The sequence below is a fragment of the Mycobacterium sp. NGS15 genome (genome assembly GCF_059813245.1).
Genome location: NZ_JCALEF010000003.1, coordinates 37,839 through 62,429, shown reverse-complemented (window position 1 = coordinate 62,429; position 24,591 = coordinate 37,839). Strand labels below are relative to the sequence as shown.

At 64.7% G+C, this 24,591-nt stretch carries 27 protein-coding genes and 1 pseudogene; 6 read left to right on the top strand and 22 right to left on the bottom strand.

All coding sequences use genetic code 11. The features are described from left to right. Positions 1-28: 28 nt before the first annotated feature. From AC5Y5C_RS07965 to ruvC, 8 genes are all read right to left on the bottom strand, one after another. Positions 29-562, bottom strand: a complete 534-nt coding sequence (locus tag AC5Y5C_RS07965; protein WP_499970808.1) for an adenine phosphoribosyltransferase — start codon at positions 560-562, stop codon at positions 29-31. Next, positions 559-2,235: an ABC transporter substrate-binding protein gene (locus tag AC5Y5C_RS07960; RefSeq protein ID WP_499970806.1), complete on the bottom strand. Its 1,677-nt coding sequence runs from the start codon at positions 2,233-2,235 to the stop codon at positions 559-561. The genes AC5Y5C_RS07965 and AC5Y5C_RS07960 overlap by 4 nt, the downstream gene beginning before the upstream one ends. Further along, positions 2,235-3,473 carry a protein translocase subunit SecF gene (gene secF / locus AC5Y5C_RS07955; protein ID WP_499971772.1) on the bottom strand — a complete coding sequence of 413 codons (1,239 nt, stop codon included), beginning with the start codon at positions 3,471-3,473 and terminating at the stop codon, positions 2,235-2,237. The genes AC5Y5C_RS07960 and secF overlap by 1 nt, the downstream gene beginning before the upstream one ends. A 17-nt stretch (positions 3,474-3,490) precedes the next feature. After that, a complete protein-coding gene (gene secD, locus AC5Y5C_RS07950; protein ID WP_499970804.1) occupies positions 3,491-5,263 on the bottom strand; it encodes a protein translocase subunit SecD in 1,773 nt (590 codons plus the stop codon). 68 nt (positions 5,264-5,331) lie between these two features. Beyond that, on the bottom strand, positions 5,332-5,688 hold the full coding sequence (gene yajC, locus AC5Y5C_RS07945) for a preprotein translocase subunit YajC (protein WP_499970802.1): 357 nt from the start codon (positions 5,686-5,688) through the stop codon (positions 5,332-5,334). A 149-nt stretch (positions 5,689-5,837) separates the two neighbouring features. After that, positions 5,838-6,851 (bottom strand): Holliday junction branch migration DNA helicase RuvB, encoded by a 1,014-nt coding sequence (gene ruvB, locus AC5Y5C_RS07940; RefSeq protein ID WP_499971770.1) that lies wholly within the window; start codon positions 6,849-6,851, stop codon positions 5,838-5,840. A 53-nt stretch (positions 6,852-6,904) separates the two neighbouring features. Beyond that, entirely contained in the window at positions 6,905-7,513 is a 609-nt protein-coding gene (ruvA, locus tag AC5Y5C_RS07935) for a Holliday junction branch migration protein RuvA (RefSeq protein WP_499970800.1), read from the bottom strand. After that, positions 7,510-8,079 (bottom strand): crossover junction endodeoxyribonuclease RuvC, encoded by a 570-nt coding sequence (gene ruvC, locus AC5Y5C_RS07930; protein WP_499970798.1) that lies wholly within the window; start codon positions 8,077-8,079, stop codon positions 7,510-7,512. Before ruvC ends, ruvA begins: the two co-directional genes overlap by 4 nt. A 121-nt stretch (positions 8,080-8,200) precedes the next feature. Here ruvC and AC5Y5C_RS07925 point away from each other — a divergent pair, with 121 nt between their 5' ends. Beyond that, positions 8,201-8,773, top strand: a complete 573-nt coding sequence (locus tag AC5Y5C_RS07925; protein ID WP_499970797.1) for a TetR/AcrR family transcriptional regulator — start codon at positions 8,201-8,203, stop codon at positions 8,771-8,773. Between the two features lie 89 nt (positions 8,774-8,862). Here the strand turns inward: AC5Y5C_RS07925 and AC5Y5C_RS07920 are convergent. Further along, positions 8,863-9,324 (bottom strand): annotated as a pseudogene (locus AC5Y5C_RS07920) (methyltransferase family protein); the annotation flags it as partial. 171 nt (positions 9,325-9,495) lie between these two features. Between AC5Y5C_RS07920 and AC5Y5C_RS07915 the strand changes: the two are divergent. After that, the gene (locus AC5Y5C_RS07915; protein ID WP_499970794.1) at positions 9,496-10,107 is read left to right on the top strand and encodes a phosphatase PAP2 family protein; all 612 of its coding nucleotides are present in this window, start codon (positions 9,496-9,498) and stop codon (positions 10,105-10,107) included. Here the strand turns inward: AC5Y5C_RS07915 and AC5Y5C_RS07910 are convergent. Continuing rightward, complete coding sequence (locus AC5Y5C_RS07910) at positions 10,053-10,808, bottom strand: YebC/PmpR family DNA-binding transcriptional regulator (RefSeq protein ID WP_499970792.1); 756 nt, start codon at positions 10,806-10,808, stop codon at positions 10,053-10,055. The two genes, AC5Y5C_RS07915 and AC5Y5C_RS07910, sit on opposite strands and share 55 nt — an antisense overlap. Before the next feature lie 188 nt (positions 10,809-10,996). Between AC5Y5C_RS07910 and AC5Y5C_RS07905 the strand changes: the two genes are divergently transcribed. Then, complete coding sequence (locus AC5Y5C_RS07905) at positions 10,997-11,524, top strand: hypothetical protein (RefSeq protein ID WP_499970791.1); 528 nt, start codon at positions 10,997-10,999, stop codon at positions 11,522-11,524. A gap of 75 nt (positions 11,525-11,599) precedes the next feature. Here AC5Y5C_RS07905 and pdxT read toward each other — a convergent pair whose 3' ends face one another. The 12 genes from pdxT to AC5Y5C_RS07845 all read right to left on the bottom strand — a co-directional run bounded on the left by pdxT (position 11,600) and on the right by AC5Y5C_RS07845 (position 22,704). Further along, positions 11,600-12,172 carry a pyridoxal 5'-phosphate synthase glutaminase subunit PdxT gene (gene pdxT, locus AC5Y5C_RS07900; protein WP_499971769.1) on the bottom strand — a complete coding sequence of 191 codons (573 nt, stop codon included), beginning with the start codon at positions 12,170-12,172 and terminating at the stop codon, positions 11,600-11,602. Positions 12,173-12,216: 44 nt separating this feature from the next. Next, positions 12,217-13,071: an acyl-CoA thioesterase gene (locus AC5Y5C_RS07895; protein ID WP_499970790.1), complete on the bottom strand. Its 855-nt coding sequence runs from the start codon at positions 13,069-13,071 to the stop codon at positions 12,217-12,219. Between the two features lie 9 nt (positions 13,072-13,080). After that, positions 13,081-13,995: a pyridoxal 5'-phosphate synthase lyase subunit PdxS gene (gene pdxS / locus AC5Y5C_RS07890; RefSeq protein ID WP_078327352.1), complete on the bottom strand. Its 915-nt coding sequence runs from the start codon at positions 13,993-13,995 to the stop codon at positions 13,081-13,083. Positions 13,996-14,082: 87 nt separating this feature from the next. Next, a complete protein-coding gene (locus AC5Y5C_RS07885; protein ID WP_499970788.1) occupies positions 14,083-15,105 on the bottom strand; it encodes an NUDIX hydrolase in 1,023 nt (340 codons plus the stop codon). Continuing rightward, complete coding sequence (locus AC5Y5C_RS07880; protein WP_499970786.1) at positions 15,102-16,229, bottom strand: glycosyltransferase family 4 protein; 1,128 nt, start codon at positions 16,227-16,229, stop codon at positions 15,102-15,104. Before AC5Y5C_RS07880 ends, AC5Y5C_RS07885 begins: the two co-directional genes overlap by 4 nt. Beyond that, a complete protein-coding gene (locus AC5Y5C_RS07875) occupies positions 16,229-17,242 on the bottom strand; it encodes a phosphatidylinositol mannoside acyltransferase (protein WP_499970784.1) in 1,014 nt (337 codons plus the stop codon). The genes AC5Y5C_RS07880 and AC5Y5C_RS07875 overlap by 1 nt, the downstream gene beginning before the upstream one ends. Further along, on the bottom strand, positions 17,239-17,901 hold the full coding sequence (pgsA, locus tag AC5Y5C_RS07870; RefSeq protein ID WP_499970782.1) for a phosphatidylinositol phosphate synthase: 663 nt from the start codon (positions 17,899-17,901) through the stop codon (positions 17,239-17,241). Before pgsA ends, AC5Y5C_RS07875 begins: the two co-directional genes overlap by 4 nt. Further along, positions 17,898-18,446, bottom strand: a complete 549-nt coding sequence (locus AC5Y5C_RS07865; protein ID WP_499970780.1) for an ATP adenylyltransferase — start codon at positions 18,444-18,446, stop codon at positions 17,898-17,900. Before AC5Y5C_RS07865 ends, pgsA begins: the two co-directional genes overlap by 4 nt. Beyond that, complete coding sequence (gene thrS / locus AC5Y5C_RS07860) at positions 18,439-20,493, bottom strand: threonine--tRNA ligase (RefSeq protein WP_499970778.1); 2,055 nt, start codon at positions 20,491-20,493, stop codon at positions 18,439-18,441. The genes AC5Y5C_RS07865 and thrS overlap by 8 nt, the downstream gene beginning before the upstream one ends. 92 nt (positions 20,494-20,585) lie before the next feature. After that, positions 20,586-21,563, bottom strand: coding sequence for a GlxA family transcriptional regulator (locus AC5Y5C_RS07855; protein ID WP_499970776.1), 978 nt, complete (start codon positions 21,561-21,563; stop codon positions 20,586-20,588). A 101-nt stretch (positions 21,564-21,664) separates the two neighbouring features. After that, the gene (locus AC5Y5C_RS07850) at positions 21,665-22,078 is read right to left on the bottom strand and encodes a TIGR02611 family protein (protein ID WP_499970774.1); all 414 of its coding nucleotides are present in this window, start codon (positions 22,076-22,078) and stop codon (positions 21,665-21,667) included. Beyond that, entirely contained in the window at positions 22,075-22,704 is a 630-nt protein-coding gene (locus AC5Y5C_RS07845; RefSeq protein ID WP_499970773.1) for a PaaI family thioesterase, read from the bottom strand. The genes AC5Y5C_RS07850 and AC5Y5C_RS07845 overlap by 4 nt, the downstream gene beginning before the upstream one ends. A 19-nt stretch (positions 22,705-22,723) precedes the next feature. Here AC5Y5C_RS07845 and AC5Y5C_RS07840 point away from each other — a divergent pair, with 19 nt between their 5' ends. From AC5Y5C_RS07840 to AC5Y5C_RS07830, 3 genes are all read left to right on the top strand, one after another. Further along, on the top strand, positions 22,724-23,221 hold the full coding sequence (locus tag AC5Y5C_RS07840) for a DUF1990 domain-containing protein (protein ID WP_499970771.1): 498 nt from the start codon (positions 22,724-22,726) through the stop codon (positions 23,219-23,221). Positions 23,222-23,456: 235 nt separating this feature from the next. Continuing rightward, positions 23,457-23,768, top strand: coding sequence for a hypothetical protein (locus tag AC5Y5C_RS07835; RefSeq protein WP_499970770.1), 312 nt, complete (start codon positions 23,457-23,459; stop codon positions 23,766-23,768). Positions 23,769-23,877: 109 nt separating this feature from the next. Then, entirely contained in the window at positions 23,878-24,309 is a 432-nt protein-coding gene (locus AC5Y5C_RS07830) for a PPOX class F420-dependent oxidoreductase (RefSeq protein WP_499970768.1), read from the top strand. Positions 24,310-24,591 lie beyond the last annotated feature (282 nt).

The following is a 24,591-nucleotide window of genomic DNA, read 5'->3' as shown; positions in this document are numbered from 1 at the left end:
GTTCACCTCCTGCCGCCTAGATTATCCCTCAGATCACACGCAGCGCAGTTAATGGCAGCGGCGCCACGGCCGCGCGGCCGCCCAGATCGGACAGTTCCAGAACTACACCCGCGCCGATCACATCTGCCCCTGCGGTGCGCAGGAGCTTGATTGCTGCCGCCAGCGTTCCTCCGGTGGCCAGCACATCGTCGATGATCGCCACCCGATGACCTGTCAGATCCACGCCGTCGGCAGGAATTTCCAGCGCCGCGGTGCCGTATTCGAGCTCATAGGTCTGAGCATGCACTGGTGGTGGCAGCTTTCCCGCCTTCCGCACAGCCAGCACACCTACGCCGAGCCGGATCGCCACGGCGGCCCCCAACAGGAAGCCGCGGGCATCGATCCCCGCGATCAACGTGGCGCCTGCCGCCGCCTGCCCCAGTGCATCGGTGACCTGTGACAAACCCTCCGCGTCCGCGAACAGCGGCGTCAAGTCCTTGAACTGCACCCCCGGCTCGGGGAAGTCGGGAACCTTACGAGTCAGCCTGTCGATGAGCGCTGTGACAGCGTCCGCAGATGTCACGCGGGCAACACCCAACGATCCATGTTCCAGCCCGCACCCCACCGGGTGACGCTCGGCGTGGCGGCATACATCGACTTCGGTGCGATCAGTACACGCGGCTGCCGGTACAGCGGCAGTGTCGGCAGGTCGTTCCACAAGATCGCCGATGCGTCGCCGAGTAGCCGGCTCTGATCCCTGGCGTTGGTGGTCACGGCCAGCGCCGCGATGATCCCGTCGATCTGACCGTTCGCGTAGTTCGTCGGATTCTTGCCCTCGCGTGACCGCAGGGCGTACGCATCCATGAGCCATGAGCCGGTCGATCCGCTTCCGGGAGCTCCACCGATCGAGCTGAGCAATGCATCAACCTGATTGTCCCGCAACGAGTGCGGCCCAATCTCGGGTGAACTGACATCCTGCACGGTGATCCCGGCGGGTTCACAGGCCTGCGCCATGGCGGACACAATCGCCGCACGGCGCGGGTTGGGCGCCTGGTATCCCACCCGGACGGTCAACGGACGATTGGCCACGGCGGCACGTGCCGCGACCGGGTCAGAACGCATGAACCGTCCCGCTTCGGCAGCGGCCTCCACGGAGGCGAACGAGTCTCCGATACTGGTATCCAGCCGGGCGTTCATCACCGGCACTCCAGCGATTCCCGCGATGGCGTCACGTGGTGTGCACAGGGCGACCGCACGGCGCACATCGGGAGCCCCGACCGATCCTCCGGCACCGAAAATGAGTTGTTCCACACCCGAACCGGGTTCCTCAGTGCGCGCGAATCCGTCGGGGGCGGTCAGAGTCCCGGACGATCCGGCGGCGACGTCGACAACCTCCAGATCGCCATCGGACAACCGTTTTTGCACATCAATCCCGCTGGGCCACACCGTGACCCGCTTAGTCACCGGCGGGCTCCCCCACCACTTGTCGTTGGCAACGAGCACGACCGATCCGTCATCGTTGTACCCGTCGAGTTTGTACGGCCCCGACGACGGGAACTTCGAGAGATCCAGATCGGAGCCGAAGTTCCACTGGTTGTTCCAAAAATCGGCGATCTTCTGCAGCGCCGGAACGTCGTTGGCGGCGATGGCACCGATCAGGTCGATACCCCCGCCGAGCTTGTCGGCGACCACATGCCACGGCAACATCGTGGTCGCGGTGAACAACTGGGTCCAGTCGGTGAAGGCACGATCCGGCGCGAAGGTCACCCGCGCGGTCTTCTGCCCCGGCTTGCAATCGACAGTGGAGATATCGGCGTATCCGGCCGTGCTGGCTGCGTCGAAATCAGGCAGGCGGCCAGATTGCGCGAACCAGGCCAGCACCATGTCTTCACAGGTCACCGGCTTGCCGTCGGAGTAGACGGCCTTCTCATTGATGGTGTAGTCGAGCACCAGCGGAATGCGGCCGACGACCTCGACGGTGCCGAAGTCGTGGTCAGCGATCACCTGGCCGTCAGGTCCGTGGAAGCCGAAACCGGTGAGCACACGGTTGAATGCCTGTGCCCCCGCTGATGCGTTCCCCGCGACACTGTTGACGTTGTACGTCGTCAAGCGGCCGTCGACGGCATAGTCGAGCGTTTTCGCCGCCGAGGTCCAACACGAGGTCAACAACCCCGCCGCGAGCAGCACCGTGGTCGCGATAGCGCCGAGTCGCGCGATCCGTCTTGCTCCGGTCCGTGCTGGGCCCCGTGAAACCATCAGCGCCGCCGCACGTTTCGCTTACCTTGAGGGCGGGCACCCGGCCTGGGTTTCGCGGGACGTACCGCGGTCGTGGTGGCATCGGACGCCTCCGCTGCCACTGCCTTGGCGGCTGTGGTTCCCGAACCGGTGTCTGCCAGGGGCGCGGCCTCGGGCTTACGGCGGCTCAGCACCTTCTTGGTGTGGCTCGACACCAGTTCGGTGCGCTCACGGAATGCCACCAGCAGCGGGGTTGCGAAGAAGATCGACGAGTAGGTGCCGACCAGAATGCCGACAAGCTGAACCAGCGCAAGGTCCTTCAATGTGCCCACGCCCAGCAGCCAGATGGCCACCACGATGAGCGAGAGCACCGGGATCACCGAGATGAGGCTGGTGTTGATGGAACGCATGAATGTCTGGTTCACGGCCAGGTTGGCGTGCTCGGCGAAGGTACGCCGTGACGTGTGCTGGAACCCGTGCGTGTTTTCCTCCACCTTGTCGAACACGATCACGGTGTCGTACAAGGAGAATCCCAGGATGGTGAGCAGACCGATCACCGTCGCGGGGGTGACCTCGAAGCCCACTAACGAGTACACACCGGCAGTGACCAGCAGGTCGAAGACGAGCGCGGCCAGTGCGGCCAGAGCCATGTAGCGCTCGTAGCGCACGGCGATGTAGATGCCGGCCAGCACCAGGAACACGACGAGCGCAATGATCGCCTTGTTGGTGATCTGTCCGCCCCAGGTCTCGGACACGTCCGAGTCGCTGATGGAGTCGATGGACGGCTTACCGTCGGGCCCCTTGGGCGCGAACTTATCGAAGAGCGCCTTGTGGAGCTTCGCCGAATCCTCATTGTCGAGCTTCTCGGTACGAATCTGAATCGAGGCCGAGTCGCCGGTTCCGGTGACGACAATCGATTCGGCGTCGTGGCCGAGTGTTTGACTGAAGACGTCCTCGGTCTGCTGAACGGTGGCGTCGCCCTTCGGGAACCACACCTTGGTGCCGCCCTCGAAGTCGATACCGAAGACGAATCCCTTGATCGCGATGGACAGGATCGCGACGATCATGAACGCACCACTGATCCCGAACCACAGCGTGCGCTTGCCGACGACGTCGACGGCGCCCGTTCCGGTGTACAGGCGGTAGAAGAATCCGTGTTCTGGTGCCACACTCACGGTTTCGACTGCGGTGGACTTGGGTTCCTTCGCGGCGCTCTCGGCGTTTTCCACCGGGTCCTTGGTGCCGTTGCCGTTGCTCACTGTGTCATTGCCGGTGCTCATGCGTGTGCCGCCGCCTTACGTTCGCGGGCAATCTGCTGGACCGCGCCGAGCCCGTTGTACACGGGCTTGGACAGAGTCGCGGACTTGGAGGACAGGTAGACAAGCGGCCACGTCACCAGGAACACCACCACGACATCCAGGATGGTGGTGAGTCCGAGGGTGAACGCGAAGCCCTTCACCTGCCCGATGGCCAGGATGTAGAGCACCACGGCGGCCAACAGGGTCACCGCGTTACCCGACAGGATCGTCTTGCGAGCACGGGCCCAACCGCGCGGCACCGCCGAACGGTACGAACGACCTTCTCGTATCTCATCTTTGATGCGCTCGAAGAACACCACGAAGGAGTCCGCGGTGGTACCGATACCGATGATCAGACCGGCGATACCCGCCAGGTCCAGGGTGTACGAGATGTATCTGCCCAACAGGACCAGGATCGCGAAAACCATGGCTCCGGAGGCCACCAGAGACAGCGCGGTCAATATGCCGAGTACACGGTAGTAGATCAGCGAGTACAACAGCACGATCGCCAAACCGATCGCGCCCGCGATCAGGCCGGCCTTGAGCGAGGTCAATCCGAGTGTGGCCGAGACGGTTTGGGCATCCGAGGATTCAAAGGACAGCGGCAGCGAACCGTACTTGAGGGCCGCGGCAAGCTGCTTGGCCGAGTCGGAGGTGAACTGTCCGCTGATTTCGGTTTTGCCGCCCGGGATGGGTTCGCGGATCGCCGGAGCGCTGATCACCTTGGAGTCCAACGTAAACGCGGTTTGGGTGCCCTGCTGCCAATGCGCAGACGTGTAGTCAGCCCAGACCTTCGCCCCAGTGGGCTTGAACTCCATGCTCACTACATAGATGCCTCGCTGCTGGTCGAGCCCCGAGCTGGCGTCCTTGATTTCCTCACCGCTGATGATCGACTTGTCCAGCAGGTAAGCGGCCTTTCCACCCTGGCTGTCGTCACCACAGGTGACCAACGGAAGGTTTGGATCGTCGTTACCCGCGAGCGGGTCATCAATGTCATAGCAACGCGAGGACTGGACCTGAAGCGCCAGCATCTGAATCCGCGGGTCGTCGCTCTGCCTGATCTGCTTCTCGAAGTCGATCAGCTGCTTGCGTTCCTCACCGCTGCCGGGCTTCGGCGGCAGATCGGTGGGCGGAGCCGCGGGCGGTGTCGCATTCGGCGGTGTGGCATTCGGCGCCGCGGGCTGCGTCGCCGGAGCGGGTGGCGGTGGTGGCGGTGTCGTGGTTTGCGCCGGATAGGGCCGCGGCTGCGGTTTCGGGGAGGGTGCGGCGGGTGCAGGCTTTCCTGCGCCCGGCTCCGGTGGCGTCGCCTCATGCCCAGCGCCTGGCTGACCACCCTGCGGCCCTCCGGCCTGGGGGTTCTCCTTGGGCTGCGCCGGCACCATCTGGACGACAGGCCGGATGTAGAGCTTGGCGGTCTGACCGAGGTTGCGGGCCTCGTTGCCGTCGTTACCGGGCACGGTGATGACGAGGTTGTCGCCGTCGATGATGACCTCGGATCCGGAGACACCGAGTCCGTTGACGCGCGCGTTGATGATCTGCTGCGCCTGTGTCAACGCGTCCTTGGTCGGCTTGGAGCCGTCAGGGGTACGGGCCGTCAGGGTGACGCGAGTTCCGCCCTGCAGGTCGATACCGAGTTTGGGCCTGGGCTGTTTGTCGCCGGTGAGGAACACCAGCAGATAGGCGCCAATAAGCAGCACCAGGAAGGCAGCCAAGTAGCGCATGGGATGCACAGGGGCCGATGGCGAGGCCACGTGTCCGGTCTCCTTGCTTGTCGAGGGCGGGTCGGGAGGCGTTCAGGGTTGAGCAAAGGCGAAAGCCGCTACTCCTTGGTCAGCTCGACCCCGGTGCTCTCGACGTCGCGCGACGCCTCCTCAGCGGTGTCAGCAGTGTCCTGGGTGTCCTCGGTGTCCTTGCCCTCGTCAGCGATCTTGTCGCGGATCGCGAGCTTTATCCAGCGAGTCACAACACCGGGCGCGATCTCCAGATCCACGGTGTCGTCGGTGACGGCGGTGATGGTGCCCTGCAGACCGGACGTCGTGTGTACCCGGTCGCCGATCGCCAGAGACTCGTGCAGCTCGATGGTGGCGTCGAGGGCCTTGCGCTGCCGCCGGTTCGCGAAGAAGAGGAATGCGCCCATAACGAGGATGAGCGGCAAAAAGACGATGATCGATTCCATGGCGGCTTTCGGGATTCTTTCCGTTGGGTCTTCACGAGTTCAAGCACGGTCTGCGTGAAACGAGCACGCGACAAGTCACCAGTGTGCCATCCGACTCTGTGGAATCGACGCGAACCCCGGACCTGCGCGTCCTGGGCTCAAGCCTCCCGTCAATCGAACAGCCCGGACTGCCCCAGCACCTGCGGCGGCGGAGTAAGACCCAGATGCGTCCACGCCAACGATGTCGCCACCCGCCCGCGCGGCGTACGGGCGAGCATCCCGGCGCGCACCAGGAACGGCTCGCATACCTCTTCCACCGTGGTCGACTCTTCCCCGACCGCTACCGCCAATGTCGACAAGCCCACCGGGCCGCCGCCGAAGCTGCGTGTCAGCGCCGTAAGCACCGCCCGGTCCAAGCGATCCAGCCCCAGCTCGTCGACGTCGTACACCTCCAGGGCGGACTTGGCGACGTCTACGGTGATCACACCGTCCGCCCGCACTTCCGCGTAGTCACGGACCCGGCGCAGCAATCGGTTGGCGATACGCGGGGTGCCGCGCGAGCGCCGGGCTATCTCCACACCCGCGTCGGCTCCCAGCTCGATACCGAGGATTCCCGCCGATCGAGTCAGCACGCGCTCGAGTTCATGGGGCTCGTAGAAGTCCATGTGGGCGGTGAATCCGAACCGGTCACGCAGCGGCCCGGTCAGAGACCCCGATCGGGTGGTCGCGCCGACCAGCGTGAACGGCGCCACTTCCAGAGGGATCGAGGTGGCACCGGGCCCCTTGCCGACGACGACGTCGACACGAAAGTCCTCCATCGCCAGATACAGCATTTCCTCGGCGGGCCGGGCAATGCGGTGAATCTCGTCGATGAACAGCACATCGTGTTCAACGAGGTTGCTCAGCATCGCCGCCAGGTCGCCCGCTCGCTCCAGTGCCGGCCCCGAGGTGACCCGCAGCGAAGAGCCCAACTCGGCAGCGATGATCATCGCCAGCGAGGTCTTGCCGAGCCCGGGTGGGCCGGACAACAGGATGTGATCGGGAGTGCCGCCGCGATTCTTGGCGCCGGACAGCACGAGCTCCAGCTGCTCACGGACCCGTGGCTGGCCGATGAACTCCCGCAGCGACTTGGGCCTGAGCCCGGCGTCGATGTCGTTTTCGCCAACCGTGAGCGCACCGGACATCTCCGGGCCTGCATCGAATTCGTCCTCGTCGCCGCCGAACTCATCGAAGCCGGTCATCGCGTCTTGCCCAGCAGCGTCAGCGCCGACCGCAGCACGGTCGAGGTATCTCCATCGAAATTGTCTTGAGCCAGCACGGTATCGGTGGCCTGCTCGGCTTGTTTGGCGGCGAATCCGAGGCCGATAAGTGCCTCGACAACCTGTGTGCGCACCAGCGATGCGGTGCCACGGCCCAGTTCGGTGGTTCCACCCTGTGCCCCTGCAGCTGCCGCCACCTTCTCACGCAGTTCCAGCACCAAGCGCTCGGCGCCACGCTTGCCGATCCCGGGCACCCTGGTCAGTGCGTTGACATCGCCGTCGGCCAGCGCCTGACGCAAGGTCGGCGCGTCGTAGACCGCGAACGTGGCCATCGCGATCTTGGGTCCCACACCGGAGACGCCGAGCAGCGTCAGGAACAGGTCGCGGGAATCGGTGTCGGTGAAGCCGTACAACGTCATCGAGTCTTCACGGACGATCATCGCCGTGATCAGCCGCACCTGGCTGCCGCGCCGCAGCGTCGACAGCGTGGCCGGCGTGGCATTGACGCGGTATCCGACCCCGGCGGCCTCGATCACCACATGATCGAGCGCGATGTCGATGACCTCGCCATTGACCGAAGCAATCACCGGGATACCGCCTTCAATCGGGCCGCGAAGGCTTTCCGCTGCGCTTCTGCCGCGGCTTCTGCCGCGGCTTCTGCCTTCGCCATTCTCGCCAGCATGGGTGCACGCCAGCAGTGACAGATTGCCAGGGCCAACGCGTCGGCCGCATCTGCGGGTTTCGGCGCCGTCTGCAGCTGAAGGATGCGGGTCACCATTGCCGTCACCTGGGATTTATCTGCGCGTCCGTTGCCGGTGACGGCGGCCTTGACCTCCGAGGGGGTGTGGAAATACACCTCAATCCCCCGCTTGGCGGCACAGAGCGCGATCACTCCGCCTGCTTGGGCGGTACCCATCACGGTGGAAACATTCTGCTGAGCGAAGACGCGCTCGATGGCGATCACGTCAGGACGGTGGGTGTCCATCCAGTGTTCGACAACCTGGCTGATCGCCAGAAGCCGTTGCGGCAGGGGCTGATTGGCTGGAGTACGGACGACGTCGACATCCAGAGCCACCACCTTGCGACCCGAGGAGGCCTCGACCATGGACAGACCGCACCGGGTAAGCCCCGGGTCGACTCCCATTACTCGCACGTGCCAGCCCTCTCGCCGTAGAACAGTTGTTCGATCAGCATATCGAGGGGCCTTGCCCATTCGGGAGAGCAACACGCAAGGGCTCTGCAAATGTCAACAGCCGTTGGCCTAAGCTCAGCGCATGTCCACCGAACCTCGGCGATCGGACGCCACCCGCGCGGCCATCCTTGAGGCCGCCCAGGAACACTTCGCGGGCGTCGGCTACGAGAAGGCAACCATACGGGCGATCGCGGCGACAGCGGGTATCGACCCGTCCCTGGTCATGCGGTACTACGGCAATAAGGCCAAGCTGTTCACCGCGGCGGCCAACTTCGACATACATTTCCCCGAGGAGCTAGCCGACATTCCGCGCAGTCAGCTCGGCGCGACCTTGGTTGAGCACTTCCTCACTCAGTGGGAGGCCGACGACACCATGGTCGCCCTGCTGCGGGCCGCGGTATCCCACGAGTCCGCACGGGCACGCATGGAAGAGATCTTCAGCTGCCAGATGGTTCCCGTCATCGAATCATTGACCGCAGACCGAGCCATGGAACGCGCGGCGCTGATCGGTACTCAAATGATCGGCCTGGCCATGTGTCGGTACGTGATTCGCCTCGGGAACGTGCCCCAGATGACGCACAAACAGATCATCGACCTGATCGCACCGACCATCCAGGCCTACCTCGATTGCGACTGCGATTGCGACGCGCCTTAGCTCGCGCGCCCGGGCTGCGACCACGGACGCAGACGCGGCACCCACCGAGGTACGTGCTGCGAGTACTCCGCGTAGTCGCGGCCGAATCGCTTCAGCAGACCGCGCTCCTCGACCAGCGGGAAGTAGACGGCGTTGACGGTTACGAAAACGGCTGCGTAGATCAGCAAACCGACAGAGTTCACGGCGAGCGCCTCGCCCAGCAGGATGGCTATGACGCCGGTGATCATCGGGTTACGCATGTGGCGGTACGGGCCGCGCACAACAAGATGAGCCGGCGGGTCGAAGGGTGCAAGGGAACCCTTGCCCATCTGATGGAAGAGCATGACGGTGCGGGTCACCAGGAACAGGCCGGCAGCGACCAACAAGGTCCCGATCACCGTCGCCGCCATCGACATCTGATCCGACATCCAGGAAGGCACCTGAACGCCCGATCCGTACAGAATTACCAGCGGAATCAGCACCGTCACGGTGAACGGCAGCGCGAGAACCGCGCGCACGGTGCGCCATAGGCTCGTCGATTCAGGCGCCGGGGCGACTGTTTGTATGGCCATGACCGGCCTCCCATCATTCGTTGATGCCTTAGATGTACGCCTACTTGACATTCAAGTCAACAGTTGTTGACCAACAGTTGTTGACGTCACAATAACGCCGCGCGGTGACGTTTGATTCCCGCCATCCAGCGCGATTCGGATCGAAGTCCCCGGCCGATTACTGTCGTCGGCGTGTCTATCGGAAAACTGCCCAGCGAAAAGGCGATTCAGTGGTGGCCACCCCTCGGTGTCCTCACGATGCTGGTCCTCGGGTTCTCCGTCGGTAAGGGTTCAACGCCGTTTGACGCCTGGTTTTTCCGCGGGACGCAGGTCGTATTCGGCGTGCAGCCACGCTGGCTGCTGTTCTTCACCGACTGGGTGTTCCTCGTACCGGTGCTCGTGGTGTGCGTTGGGTTCGAGCTGTATCGACGGCGTTGGCGAGTCGCTGCGGTGGTGCTGGCCTGCCCGTTCGTGGCGAATTGGACCACTCAGGGCACCAAGCTGCTCGTTGGTCGCGAGAAGGGCGGCTATCTGGCCTACCCCAGCGGCCACACCACCTTCGTGGTGGCCGTGATGGGGATGCTGGTGCTGGTCGCCGGTGGAGCCCTCTGGGCGTACATCATGGCCGGGGTTGTCAGCACACTCGGGCTGCTGGGCCTAGTCGCCTGCGGGTATCACTACCTCACCGACACCATCGGTGCCGTGCTGGTCACCACCGCGGTAGTGACGTTGGCGGTGTGGGCCGCGGGTCAGTCCTCGGAGAGCTCGGCCAGCACCTCGTCGGACAAGTCCACGTTGGTATAGACGTTCTGCACGTCGTCGCTGTCCTCCAGCGCGTCGACCAGCTTGAACACCTTGCGAGCCGTTTCGGCGTCGGCCGGAACGGTCACCGACGGCTGGAAGCTCGCCTCCGCCGAGTCGTAATCGATACCGGCATCCTGTAGGGCCTGACGCACGGCGACCAGATCGGTGGGCTCGGAGATGACTTCAAAGCTCTCACCGAGGTCGTTGACCTCCTCCGCGCCCGCCTCCAGCACGGCCGTCAACACGTCGTCCTCCGACAGGTTCGCCTTCTCGAGAGTGACCATGCCCTTGCGGGAGAACAGGTAGGACACCGAGCCCGGATCGGCCATATTGCCACCGTTGCGGGTCATCGCGACCCTGACCTCACCGGCGGCGCGGTTGCGGTTATCGGTCAAGCATTCGACAAGCACGGCAACGCCATTGGGGCCGTAGCCCTCGTACATGATGGTCTGCCAGTCGGCACCGCCGGCCTCTTCGCCGGCGCCGCGCTTGCGGGCCCGCTCGATGTTGTCGTTGGGCACCGACGTCTTCTTGGCCTTCTGGATCGCGTCGTAGAGCGTCGGGTTGCCTGCCGGATCTCCGCCACCGGTACGCGCGGCGACTTCGATGTTCTTGATCAGCTTGGCGAACTCTTTGCCACGGCGCGCGTCTTTGACGGCCTTCTGATGCTTGGTGGTGGCCCACTTGGAATGGCCGCTCATGTACTCCTGTACCGCTTTCTCTTGACGTTCCGTCTTATCTTTGCGCTGCCCGAGTGTACTCGGGCAGCGTAGGTGGCCAGCGATTCAGTGAGCGCCGACTCTGAATTTGACGACGTTATTCGGCTGCACAGCGTCGTGAGATTCAGACTCGACAGCGACGCCAGCGCCAGGAACATAGGGTGAACGGCATGACTGTCCTGGTAGAAGACCCGATTGTCGACGCAGTCCTGGACCGATACGCGTCGACCATCGGCGACAGCCATACCGATTACCGCAATCATCTGTATCGGGGCATGAACTACCAGCTGCGTCTTCTCGGTATGACGACGGCACCACCCGAGATCGCGCTGGCGTGGGCGACACACGACATCGGCATCTGGACAGCCGGCACGTGGGACTACCTCGACCCGTCGGTGGCACTTGCCGAGCAATTGGCACCGGAGTTCGGAATCACCGACGCCGGTCGCGTCAAGGCGATGGTGGCCGACCACCACAAGCTCAGGTCAGCGGACGATCTGTGGGTCGAGACGTTTCGATTAGGCGACCGGATTGATGCCTTCCACGGGCTCTACGCCTGGACCGGCCTGGAACGCGCCGATGTGCGTGAGGTCGTGGAGGCATTGCCGTACGGCGGTTTTCACGGATTCTTGGTGCGAACCGCCGGTAAGTGGACGCTCAAGCACCCGTTGCGTCCGATGCCCATGCTGCGCTGGTAAACCACCGCGTCGAGCGCATACCGCACGCGGAGAAATCCGGCGGTACAGCTGCACCTGGTATGCGTTCGAGGACGCCTAGGAGGCGCGCACCATGTCGACAAAGAGCTGGTGCACCCGCCGGTCCCCGGTGACTTCGGGGTGAAACGACGTCGCCAACGCGCTCCCCTGCCGCACTGCGACCGGATGCCCCTGGGCAACGGCCAGCACCTCAACATCGGCGCCCACCCGTTCCACCCACGGCGCCCTGATGAATACCGCGTGCAGTCCACCAGCAAGCCCGGCGAACTCCAGATCGCCCTCGAACGAGTCCACCTGTCGACCGAAAGCATTGCGCCGCACCGTTATATCGATCGCGCCGAGCGCCACCGCATCCGGACGGGTGTCAAGTATCTCGCTGGCGAGCAGAATCATGCCCGCGCACGAGCCATAGACCGGCAGGCCGTCCCGTAGGCGTTCGGTGAGTGGATCCAGTAGCTCGAACACGCGCAGCAAGTTGCTCATCGTGGTGGACTCCCCACCGGGAATGACCAATCCGTCCACCTTGGAGAGTTCCTCCGGACGACGCACGCCGAGCGCATCGGCACCCGAGTCTCTCAGGGCGGCAACATGTTCCCTGACATCGCCCTGCAATGCCAGCACGCCAACCAGCGGGCGTACCTCACCAGATTGACCGGCGCTGCCAAGCACACCGGTCACGCCATGTTCCCCTTGGCGATCGACGCCTCGTCCGGGTTGCGCTCGTAGCGGGTAAGACCCTCCTGCACCACCGCCGCGACCATCCTGCCCTCGCGGTCGAAGATCCGGCCCTGGGTCAGGGCCCGTCCATATCCGGCAGACGGCGACGTCTCGTCGTACAGCAGCCATTCATCGGCGCGGAACGGCCGCAGGAACCACAGCGCGTGGTCGAGGGACGCTGTCTGCAGCACCGCATCCCGGTGTGGCACCTTGGAAGAACTCAGCAGCGTCAGGTCGCTCATGTACGCCAGCGCACAGATGTGCAGCACCGGGTCGTCGGGAAGGTGCTTGCGGCAGCGGAACCACACCCGCTGCTGCGCGGCCAGCCGAGAATTCCGGTCCATCAGCTCGTCGGGCACGATCCGGATGTCCCATTCGGCGAACTGCCGGAATAGGTCGTGGCTGAACGACTCCTCGGCGTCTTGCACATCCGGGAGGTCCTCGGGCGCCGGCACCGGCGGCATCAGGTCCTGATGCTCGATGCCGGTGTCCAGGGTCTGGAACGACGCCGACATGCTGAAGATTGCCTGCCCGCCCTGGATCGCGGTAACGCGGCGAGTCACGAACGAGCGGCCGTCACGCACCCGGTCGACGAGAAACACGGTGGGCTCGTTCGGATTTCCGGGCCGCAGGAAGTATCCGTGCAGGGAGTGCACGAGGTAGTGCGGCTCCACGGTGCGAACCGCCGAGACCAACGACTGCCCGGCCACCTGACCGCCGAAGGTGCGACGCAGGCTGCTGGGGGTCACGTTGCCCCGGAAGATGTCCTTTTCGAGTTGCTCAAGCGTCAGGATCTCTTCGATATCGGCCATCAGATGGTTTTACCAGCCGCGCTCGGCGAGCCGATGCGGCTGCGCGATGTCCTCCACGTTGATGCCGACCATCGCCTCACCCAGTCCGCGCGACACCTTGGCGAGCACGTCCGGGTCGTCGTAGAAGGTGGTGGCCTTCACGATCGCCGCGGCCCGCTGCTCCGGGTTACCGGACTTGAAGATTCCGGAGCCCACAAAGACACCCTCGGCGCCCAGCTGCATCATCATCGCGGCGTCGGCCGGAGTGGCGATACCGCCGGCGGTGAACAGCGTGACCGGCAGCTTGCCGGCGCGAGCGACCTCGACCACGAGCTCATAGGGCGCCTGCAATTCCTTTGCGGCGACGTACAACTCGTCCTCAGACAGCGAGGTGAGCCGGCGGATCTCGCCGCCGATCTTGCGCATGTGAGTGGTTGCATTCGAGACGTCGCCGGTGCCGGCCTCACCCTTGGAGCGGATCATCGCCGCACCCTCGGTGAGACGGCGCAGCGCCTCGCCCAGGTTGGTGGCACCGCACACGAACGGCACGGTGAACTTCCACTTGTCGATGTGGTTGGTGTAGTCGGCCGGGGTCAGCACCTCGGACTCGTCGATGTAGTCCACGCCGAGGCTCTGCAGGATCTGCGCCTCGACGAAATGCCCGATGCGCGCCTTGGCCATGACGGGAATGCTGACGGCGCTGATGATGCCGTCGATCATGTCTGGATCACTCATGCGTGACACGCCGCCTTGAGCGCGGATGTCGGCCGGGACCCGCTCCAGCGCCATGACGGCGACGGCGCCGGCGTCTTCGGCGATCTTCGCCTGATCGGGGGTGACAACGTCCATGATGACGCCACCCTTGAGCATCTCGGCCATACCGCGCTTAACGCGGGCGGTGCCGGTTCCTGTCTCGGGGGACGTTCCATTGGTCGTGCTAGTCAACTGGGGGCTCCTGAAGTGTTCGGGTTCTCACCCCAGTCTAATGCCGCCGCACCAGCGATTTTGTGGCGGGAGGTGCGGTGACGGGGCTCACCCGATCAGGATCGGCTCGCGACGCCCGCCGGTGGCCACCGCATCCGCCGCAGCGGCGGCCTCCCCGAGCAGCTCTCCCAGCTGATTCGGGAACACCTGCTCCCCCGAGGCCGTCAGTGCGGCGATCTCTTCGGCATCGCACCAGCGGTGGCCGGTGATGTAGCGCTGCTCCAGATTGGTACGGCCGTCCGTGGCGGGTTCGAACCTCTTGGTGCGGTGCACGAAGAACAATTCTTCGGACCGAATGGTGGTGCCGTTGAAGTCGAAGACGGCGACCCGCCGCCACAGTGGGCCCACGAGACGCCCCGAGGGAACCGATAGCCCGGTCTCCTCGACCAGCTCGCGAACCGCGCCCTCGGACAGCTTCTCCCCCGGCAAGGTCTGGCCGCCCACGGTGAACCACCAGTGCACCGCCGGGCTCGGCGCCGCGGGATCGAAGCCGCGCAGTAGCAGGACCCGGCCATCCTCGTCGAGCAGGATGATCCGTGCCGAGGTGCGGAAGTTGGGCAGTGCCGGATCCTCGGTGCCCGCACCCTGACGGTCGATGATTTCGAAATACGTTGGCATCGGCGCGGTTCCGCCCAAACGCAGCCACCGCACCGGTCGGCGTACCCGGAGGGCCAGGGTGTCGCGCACGGCGTCATTGTGAAAACGCCGCGCGATCAGCACCCGCGTCTCCGCATCGGCGAGCTCGGCCACCAGCGCGGGGCGCAACCGTTCGGAGTCGACGGTGGACAACGCCGAGGCCAGCTGGTTCTCCGCGTACTCGCGCCGGTCACGTTCGGCACGCTCGGCTTTCGCGGCGAGCTTGATGAGTTGATCGTCCTTGAGGGTGTCCCCCACCGCCCGCGCGACGACGGCGCGACGCGCCAGCGCGGCATCGAGGGACTGCCAGGACAGGTCGCTGCGCACATGCAGCCGGTCCAGCCGGTTGGCCACCAAATAGGCCCACAACAGGCCAAGTGCGACCAGCATGCCGATGATGGCGATGACGATGACGGTCAGCGCCGAGAACGTCACCAACTGTCGACCTTCACCCGGGCGCCGGAAGCGGTCACGGTCTCGTAGACGAGCATGATCTGCTGCGCAACCACCGACCAGTCGTATCGCTGGACCGCGTCGGTACCCGCCGCGACCAGCTCCGCCCGGCCCTCATCGTCACCGAGCACATCGATGATGGCCGCCGCCAAGGCATCCGAGTCGCCGGTGGGTGTCAACCGGCCCGCCTTGCCATCCAGGAGCACACGCCGGAAGGCGTCCAGCGAGCTCGCGACCACCGCGGTACCGGCCGCCATCGCCTCCACCAACACGATGCCGAAGCTCTCCCCGCCGATGTTGGGCGCGCAGTAGACATCGGCGCTGCGCATCGCCGAGGCCTTGGTGGCATCGTCCACCTGACCGAGGAATCGCAAATGTTTCGCCAACGGTCCTGCCTGCGAGCGTAATTCGGCCTCGTCTCCGCGGCCGACGATCAGGATCTCCACATCGGAGAAGCTGGCCGCGATCTTCGGCAAGGCCCCCATCAACACGTCCATACCCTTGCGTGACTCGTCGTAGCGGCCCAGGAACAGCACCGTCTTACCCTCTCTCGGGTAGCCCTCCAGCATGGGTGCCCCGGAAAAGGATCGGACGTCAACGCCATTGGGAATCTCCACTGCGTCAGATCCGAGCGCCTCCATCTGCCAGCGCCGGGCCAGCTCGGAGACGGCGATCCGGCCGACGATCTTCTCGTGCCAAGGACGCAGCACCGCCTGAAAGACACTCAGCGTCAACGACTTTGTGGTGGAGGTGTGAAAGGTTGCGACGATCGGCCCCTCGGCGACCATGAGTGCCAGCATGGACAGGCTCGGCGCATTGGGCTCATGCAGATGCAACACATCGAAGTCGCCATCCACCAGCCAGCGCCTGGTCTTGGCGTAGGTGGCCGGGCCGAATCGCAGGCGCGCCACCGAACCGTTGTAAGGAATCGGAACCGCCTTGCCGCCGGAGACCACGAACTCGGGCAGCTCCATATCCGACGAGGACGGTGCGAGCAGGCTGACGTGATGGCCGCGATCCCTCATCACCTCGGCCAGCTGCACCACATGGGACTGGACGCCACCCGGTACATCAAAGGAGTACGGGCAGACCATCCCGATGCGCATTACGCCTGCCCGCCAACGGGATCTGTCTCCCGTGGGACTGACCGATCATCAGTTTCCGCGTCCAGGCCAGGCGCCGGCTCGTCCGCGGAAGCGGTCTGAGACGGCGACGTCCGCAGCCGGGTGCGACGTTCTTCGGACAGGTCGTCAAGCCACAAGGGTTGCAACATGTGCCAGTCCGCGGGGCGCTCAGCGATGTTGGCGGCGAATTCGTTGGCGAGCGCCTGGGTGGCCACCGCGACATCGCCTGCCGACGTGTCGATGGGCGCCTGGATCCGAACTCCCCATTGACCATGTGGCTCGAACCAGCAGTGTGCCGGCAGCAGGCGCGCTCCGGTGTCGATCGCCAGGCGGGCCGGCCCCGCGGGCATCCGGGCCTCCGAGCCGAAGAAGTCGACGGGTACTCCGTTGCGGCTCAGGTCGCGATCGGCCATCAGGCAGACGACGCGATTTTCCCGCAACCGTGTCGCCAGGGTCTCGTAGGGGCCGGTGGACTCGCCGCTCGACGCGAGCACTTCGAAGCCAAGGGTCTCCCGGTACTCCAGGAACCGGCGGTATAGCGACTCGGGTTTCAGACGCTCGGCGACGGTGGTGAAGGTGCCGTAAGTCTGCGCCAGCCAGACACCAGCCATGTCCCAGTTGCCGCTGTGCGGCAGGGCGATCACCGTGCCCTTGCCCTGGTCCTGGGACGCGTCGATGTTCCGACGCCCGAATGCGCAGCTATCCAGGCGCCCGGCAAGACGTTCCATGTTCTGCGAGGGCAGACGGAACGCCTCGCGCCAATACCGGGCGTAGGAACGCATCGCGTCGATCATCAGCCGGTCCGGCACCTCGCGGGGGTGTACGCCGAGCACCCGGGCCAGGTTCTTGCGCAGTTGCTCGGGGCCACCGTTGCTGGCACCGACCATGGCGCCGACGTCGAATATGGCTCGGGCGAGGAGATCCGGTGTTACCTGCGTCAAGTTCCAGCCGGCGGCATAGCCCCAATCGGCGGCGCGTTCACCCCACACACTCATGGCTGATTCTTCTCCGCGGCGTCCTGGCCGGCATCGGTATTGGGCAACAGATCAAGAGCGCCGGGAGACGTGCGCACCGCATGCATCCGTTGGGCCACCGTTACCAGGCTCGCAATCGCCAATACCCACATCGCCGCATGTAACGGCCACGACACTCCGAAACCACCACTGAAAATCGCTCCGGCAAGCACGATGATGAGCCGTTCGGGGCGCTCGATCAGTCCGCCGTCGGCACGCAAACCGGAGGCCTCGGCGCGAGCCTTCACATACGAGATCACCTGTGAGGTGATCATGCAGATGAGCGTGGCAACGACCAAAGATGTTGATCCCCAACCAAATGCCACCCACCAGAGCAGTCCGGCGAATATCGCGCCATCGGCCACGCGATCACAAGTCGCGTCGAGCACCGCGCCGAACCGGGTGCCACCACCGCGAGCCCGCGCCATTGCCCCGTCAAGCATGTCGAACATCGTGAACAGCCAGACCGCCATGCCACCCCAGAACAGGTGGCCGGTCGGGAACAAGGTAAGTGCCGCTACAACTGACGCCGCAGTCCCGAAGATAGTGACGGTGTCGGGGGTGAAGCCCGCACGCAGCACCGCGTTGGCCAAGGGATTCATGATCTTCGCGAACGTCTCCCGGGACAGGATGCCGCTCATCGCGATTGCTCCCAGGCCCGTGCGAGTAGTTCGCGGGTGTCCCGCAGCAGCTGCGGCAGCACCTTGGAGTCACCGATGATGGTGATGAAGTTGGCGTCGCCGCCCCAGCGCGGCACCACATGCTGATGCAAGTGTTCGGCGAGCGATCCGCCCGCCGCCGCGCCCAGGTTCAGCCCCACGTTGAAACCATGCGGGCGGGATACCTTCTTGATCACCCGAATCGCCTTCTGGGTGAATGCCATCAGCTCGCGACTCTCATTCTCGGTGAGGTCTTCGAGCTCGGCGACCTGCCGGTAAGGCACCACCATGAGATGTCCCGGGTTGTACGGGTACAGATTGAGCACGGCGTACACATGGTCTCCGCGCGCAACCACCAGCCCGTCTTCATCGGCCATTTCGGGGATGTCGGTGAACGGCGCGGACTCCGCCCCACTGGCTTTCACCGCCTCGACGAGATAGGTCATCCGGTGCGGCGTCCACAGCCGCTGCAGATGGTCGGGGTCGCCCACTCCCCGGTCGGTGATGGTCGAGTCCTCGTCAGTCACGGGTCCCCAACTTCATGAGTTCAGCGGTGGGAGAAATGTTCTCGCGCCTATTCACCCAGTCGATGATGGCGGCGACCGCCTCATCGCGGGGCACCCCGTTCACCTGAGTACGGTCACGGAAGCGGAAGCTCACGGCGCCCGCTTCCACATCACGGTCGCCGGCCAGCAGCAGGAACGGCACGCGCTGGTTGGTGTGGTTGACGATCTTCTTGTTCATCCGGTCGTCGCTCACGTCGACCTCCGCCCGAATGCCCTGAGATCTGAGCTGGGCGACAATGTCGTTCAGGTACGGCGCGTGGGCATCGGCGATCGGAATGCCAACGGCCTGCACCGGGGACAGCCACACCGGGAAGGCGCCCGCGTAATGCTCGGTGAGCACACCGAAGAAACGCTCGATGGACCCGAACAGCGCGCGGTGGATGAGTACCGGGCGCTGACGAGTCCCGTCGGCGGCGGTGTACTCCAGCTCGAACCGCTCGGGCATGTTGAAGTCGAGCTGGATGGTCGACATCTGCCAGGACCGGCCCAGGGCGTCCTTGGCCTGCACCGAGATCTTGGGGCCATAGAAAGCTGCGCCACCCGGGTCGGGAACGAGCTGCAGGCCGGAATCGCGCGCCACCTGCTCCAAGGTCTTGGTGGACTCTTCCCAGACCTCGTCAGAGCCAACGAATTTCGTCTCATCCTTGGTGGAGAGTTCCAGGTAGAAATCATCGAGTCCGTAGTCGGACAGCAGGTCCAGCACGAACCGCAGCAGGGAGGTCAGCTCCTCGTGCATCTGTTCCCGGGTGGTGTAGATATGTGCGTCGTCCTGCGTCATGCCGCGCACGCGGGTCAGGCCGTGCACCACGCCGGATTTCTCATACCGGTACACCGATCCGAATTCGAAGAGCCGCAACGGCAATTCACGGTATGAACGGCCCCGGGCCCGGTAGATCAGATGGTGCATCGGGCAGTTCATGGGCTTGAGGTAGTAGTTCTGCCCCGGCTTGCGCACGGTACCGTCGTCGTTGAGCTCGGCGTCGATCTGCATCGGCGGGAACATGCCGTCGGCGTACCAATCCAGGTGCCCGGAGGTCTGGTACAGGTTCTCCTTGGTGATGTGCGGGGTGTTGACGAATTCGTACCCGGCGGCGGTGTGCTTGGCGCGCGAGTAGTCCTCCAGCTCCTTGCGGATGATGCCACCCTTGGGGTGGAACACCGGTAGGCCGGAACCGATTTCGTCGGGGAAACTGAACAGGTCGAGCTCTACACCGAGCTTGCGGTGGTCGCGTCGCAGCGCCTCTTCGAGCAGCTCTAGATGTTTGTCGAGGGCTTCCTGAGACTCCCAGGCGGTGCCGTAGACGCGCTGCATGCTGGCATTGGCCTGATTCCCGCGCCAGTACGCGGCCGAGCTACGGGTAAGCCGGAACGCCGGAATGTGCTTCGTGGTGGGAATGTGCGGACCACGACACAGGTCGAACCATTCCCGTTCCCCGGTACGAGGATTCAGGTTGTCGTAGGCGGACAGTTCGTCGCCGCCGACCTCCATGACCTCCGGGTCGTCGGCACCCGACTTATCGGAGACAAGCTCCAGCTTGAACGGCTCGTTGACCAGCTCGGCCTGAGCCTCTTCCACCGAGCCGTATACCCGGCGTGAAAAGCGTTGTCCCTCCTTGATGATCTGCTTCATCTTCTTTTCGAGGGCGGTCAAATCCTCGGGGGTAAAGGAGTGATCGATCCCGAAGTCGTAGTAGAAGCCGTCGGTGATCGGCGGGCCGATGCCGAGTTTGGCCTCCGGGAAGAGGTCCTGCACAGCCTGCGCCAGCACGTGCGCGGCCGAGTGCCGGATGACGCTACGACCGTCCTCGGTATTCGCCGCGACCGGCTCCACCTCGGTGTCGGCCTCCGGAGTCCAGGACAGATCCTTCAAGGCACCGTCCACGCGCACGACGACGATCGCGTCGTCGCCCTTGCCCGGCAGACCGGCCTCGCGTACCGCGGTCCCCGCCGTCGTCCCGGCCGGCACCCGGATTGGTGCCACAAGGGAAGACGGGTTGGGCGCAGTCATCAGCAGTTCTCCAATTCAGAGACGGGGGGTTTGCGAACTCATGCTATCGGTCCGCACCAGCGCCTTCCCAGCCTGATGGGCGCCGCGAGCACTCAGGCCGATCGCGCCCGGAACGTATTCCGGTAAGCAAGCGGGGGCACCCCGGTGAGCCGGCGGAACTGCTCCCGGAAATTCGCAGGTGAACCGAACCCCACTTCGCGCCCGATCCACTCCACCGGGTCGGCGGAACACTCCAGCAGCTGCTGGGCATGACGGACCCGCACACCGGTCAGCCATTGCATGGGCGTCTGCCCCGTTTCGGCCCGAAACCGCCGGTTGAGGCTGCGCACGCTGGTGGATGCCTGGGCCGCGAGGTCCTCCAGGGACAGTTCGCGATGAGCGTTGTGCTCAATCCAGGTCAGGATCTCCCCGAGACCGACCTCGGTGCGCTGACGGTTACGGACGACGTACTGAGCCTGTCCGCCGTCGCGATGCAGCGGGGTAACCGCCACCCGCGCCGCCTCAGCCGCGACCGCCGCGCCGTAATCACGCGCGACCATGTGCAGACACAGGTCCAGCCCCGCCGCCGCGCCCGCCGAAGTGAGCACCTGCCCCTCGTCGATGTAGAGGACATCGGCATCCAGACGCACTGCAGGGAACATCTGGCGAAACAGGTCGGCAGCCATCCAGTGCGTGGTGGCCCGCTTGCCGTCGAGGATCCCGGCGGCAGCGAGTGTGAAGGCACCCGCGCAAATGGACGCAATCCGGGTGCCACTGCGGTAAGCCCCGCGCAGCCCGTCGAGCACCCCGTCAGGAAAAGGCGCCAGCAGATCGCTGCGGGCGGGGACCATGATTGTGTCGGCCTCCGAAAATGCTTCCAGCCCATGATCTGTCGCGATACCGAAGGGACCGGCAGACACCACCGGGGCGGTTCCGCAGACCAGAACACGGTAAGGGTGCGACCCGTCTGCCAGCTGGACTTGCAAGAACACGTCGACGGCAGTGGCCAGGTCGAATCCGACTGTTCCGGGTAACGCCAGAACGACCACGCAGTGAGGCTCACCCGAACGACCCGACGGCGCGAAGTCCATGTGGTCAGCGTAACTCCCCATGGCAATATCACGTCGGATACTGGCTATCTGGCCACTTCTGCTTCGGTCCCCACACCACGACCATGGCAGTGATGCGGTGGTCAGCCGCCAAGCCCTAACGGGCTCTTCAACCAGGGCGCCTCGATCCCGAGCAGCGCAGCGACCCAGCCGAGCGCGCCCAGTACCCAGAGCGTGGCCACCACCAAGACCGCGGTGAGCAGCACCCCAATCCCCCGCATCCACTGTGGCTGGGTGGAGAACCACGCCATGAATCTGTCGTATCGGGTCCTGACCGCGTGGAGCAGTTTTGCGGCCCAAGGGAACTCGGTAGCCAGAATGGCCAGACCCAGGAAGACGATCGCCCAGCCGGGTCCTGGATACGGGATGGCGATGATGCCCACACCAAGCACCACTAGACCGATGACGGCAACCACTACGCGGTAGACGATGTCGAGCGCCGGCCGATCCCGTACAGTGTCGCGCCACCGGGCCCACCTGCGCGCAGTCCTGTTCACGGCTGACCGGGATTGAGCTTGACGAAGAGCGCCTCGGCTTCAGCGAGCACATCGTCGCCGTCGAGCAATCTGCTTGTCAGAAAGACCTTGCGCCCCTCCACACGATCCAGCGTGCAGTCGTACTGCAGCTCCTTGTCGATCGGGGTGATCTTGCGGTAGTTGATGTTCAGATATGCGGTGCGCAACTTGCGCAGATCGGTCAGCAGCATCGTGCCGGTACCGATGATGGTGTCGAAGAGCAGCCCAAGGCATCCGCCATGCACCGCCCCGTTTCGCCCCAGGTGATAGCGGCCGAAAGTGGCTGTGCCCCTGAGGACTCCGTTATCAAAGCGGTCGACTGTCATCGGGACCAGCAGGATGTTCCCACGCAGCGGGAGATCGGTGCGCCGCCCCGAGGGCGACTCCCACTCCGACACCTCGTACGGAGCCAGCAGCTCGTTCATGGCGTCGAGCTGGTTGGCCAGCGTGGTGATCACCTCGTCAGGCGGCAGGGCCGCGCGGGCCCGATCCTGCAGGGTTCGCAGCGCGTCGATGAAACGGCCGTAGTCAGGGCCGCCCTTGAGGGTGGGATCGGGCGGGTTGAACCCGCCTCCCTCATGCGCTGTTACTGCTTCCTCGGTGGTCATGCTCACCTACGTTATTGGGGTGGATATTGCACAGCTGAGCCAGCTCCCGTTCACCTACTCCGAGATTGGCGCGACGGCCAGTGAGCTGCCCGCCGGATATCACCATGTGCGCGAATCGCGGCAGCTCGGGACCGGTAGGGCGCGGTTCGAGGAGGCCGCCGCAAGCCTGATGCGGTTCGGTATCCAGCGCGGGATCGGGCTGCCGGTGCAGACCTCCGCACCGCAGGCCGCCGAGGGCGTGAACGTCGCAACACACCTATGGCCGTTCTGGGCGTTGTGCCGCATCGTGTACGTAGTCGACGAGCCGAATCGGCGCGGTTTCGCATACGGCACGCTGCGCGGGCATCCCGAAACCGGCGAAGAAGTCTTCATCGTGCGCCTTGATCCGTCCAATGATGTTGTATCCGTGGAGATCACAGCCTTCTCGAAGCCGTCGTACTGGTGGGTCCGGATGGGCAACCTAGTGGTTAAACAGCTACAGCGAGTGGTAACTCAGCGATACCTTCGCGCCCTCTGACTGCCGCGCGGTCAACGGCCACGGCGGGAACCCTCCCCCGGTAACCTACGGGTTAGCTGTACACCTCCGGTAGTTAACCGCTGGCGTGTCGCCCGGACATGCGTGTCTCCTGGACTCCGTGGGCAGAATGGGCCGACTTGCCAACGTTCAGCAAATATTCTTGGCATGAGAATCGTTATGATATGTAACCTGGAGTTCAACTTCGATTCATGCCTTGTTAGGAGCTCTGAACCCCATGGTTTCACTGCCCAAGCGCATCGCGGTGTTCGCCGGGGCCCTGGGCGCCTCGGCCGCGATGTACCTCGCTCCGGTAGCGGCCGCAGATCCCCCGGTGTGTTCCTCGGGCGAGACGCCGTACAACCACAGCTGCCGGACCGCGTGCGCCGGCGGCGCACCGCGCGTCGGCGGATCCTGCACCCAGCCCGGCACCAACCTGTACGACCGCGGATTCCACGAGCCCACCCATGAGGGCGCCAACCCGCGCACTCCCTTGGGCACCAACCCGCAGGTTCCTTTCGGCACCAACACCACGACCGTTCTGCAATAACACATTTCGGCACGGCGCCCGGTCGACGACGTTGTCAGCCGGGCGCCGCCCTTTCTGGCGTTCTTCACATGCGGGAATGAAAACATCCGCGTAGGGGTAGAAATCACACATGGAACTCAACGAGGCCGGGCGCGCACTCATCGGAGCAGGCGCCGACGCCACGCTCGTCACCATCAATAACGACGGCAGCCCGCAGGTGTCCGTCGTGTGGCTCGCCCTGCAGTCCACCCCGGAGGGCGACGAACTGGTTTCTGCGCATCTGTCCGGCAATTACAAGAAGCTGCGCAATATCCGGCGGAATTCTCACGTCGCCGTGACCATCCTGGCTCCCCGCCAGCCCGGCCAGCAGCGCGAGTATCTCGCTGCCACGGGCACGGCGCGCGTTGTCGAGGGCGGCGCACTGCCGCTGCTCAAGCAGCTGGCCACCGCCATGCTCGGCTCCGACGAGCATTTTCCGCCGGCGAACGCCCCGGACGGGTACCTCACCCGCATCCGCATTGAGTCGGTTGGCGGCCACGGCCCCTGGGCACCACAGCCCTGACCCCATCCGCGAATGACGCCCTTGGTGCGCATCAGAAGGTCGGCGAGAAAGCCGTCATGCGGGATATCGGGTGCTGCGTACGAGGTGAGGTGCGCGCCGCTGTACACGTTCGCCACCGTCGGCTATGGAGTAAGTGAAGTCTCGGTGTCGCCGTTTTGATCGCTCAACGTAGGGGTAACCGCATGTTATGGCGTTCAAAAAACGCCCTACCACGGCCCTTCCGCCTGATCCAGAACCGGCGTCCACACCGCGCCTGCCGCGGGGTGGCGGCGGGGTGGCGCG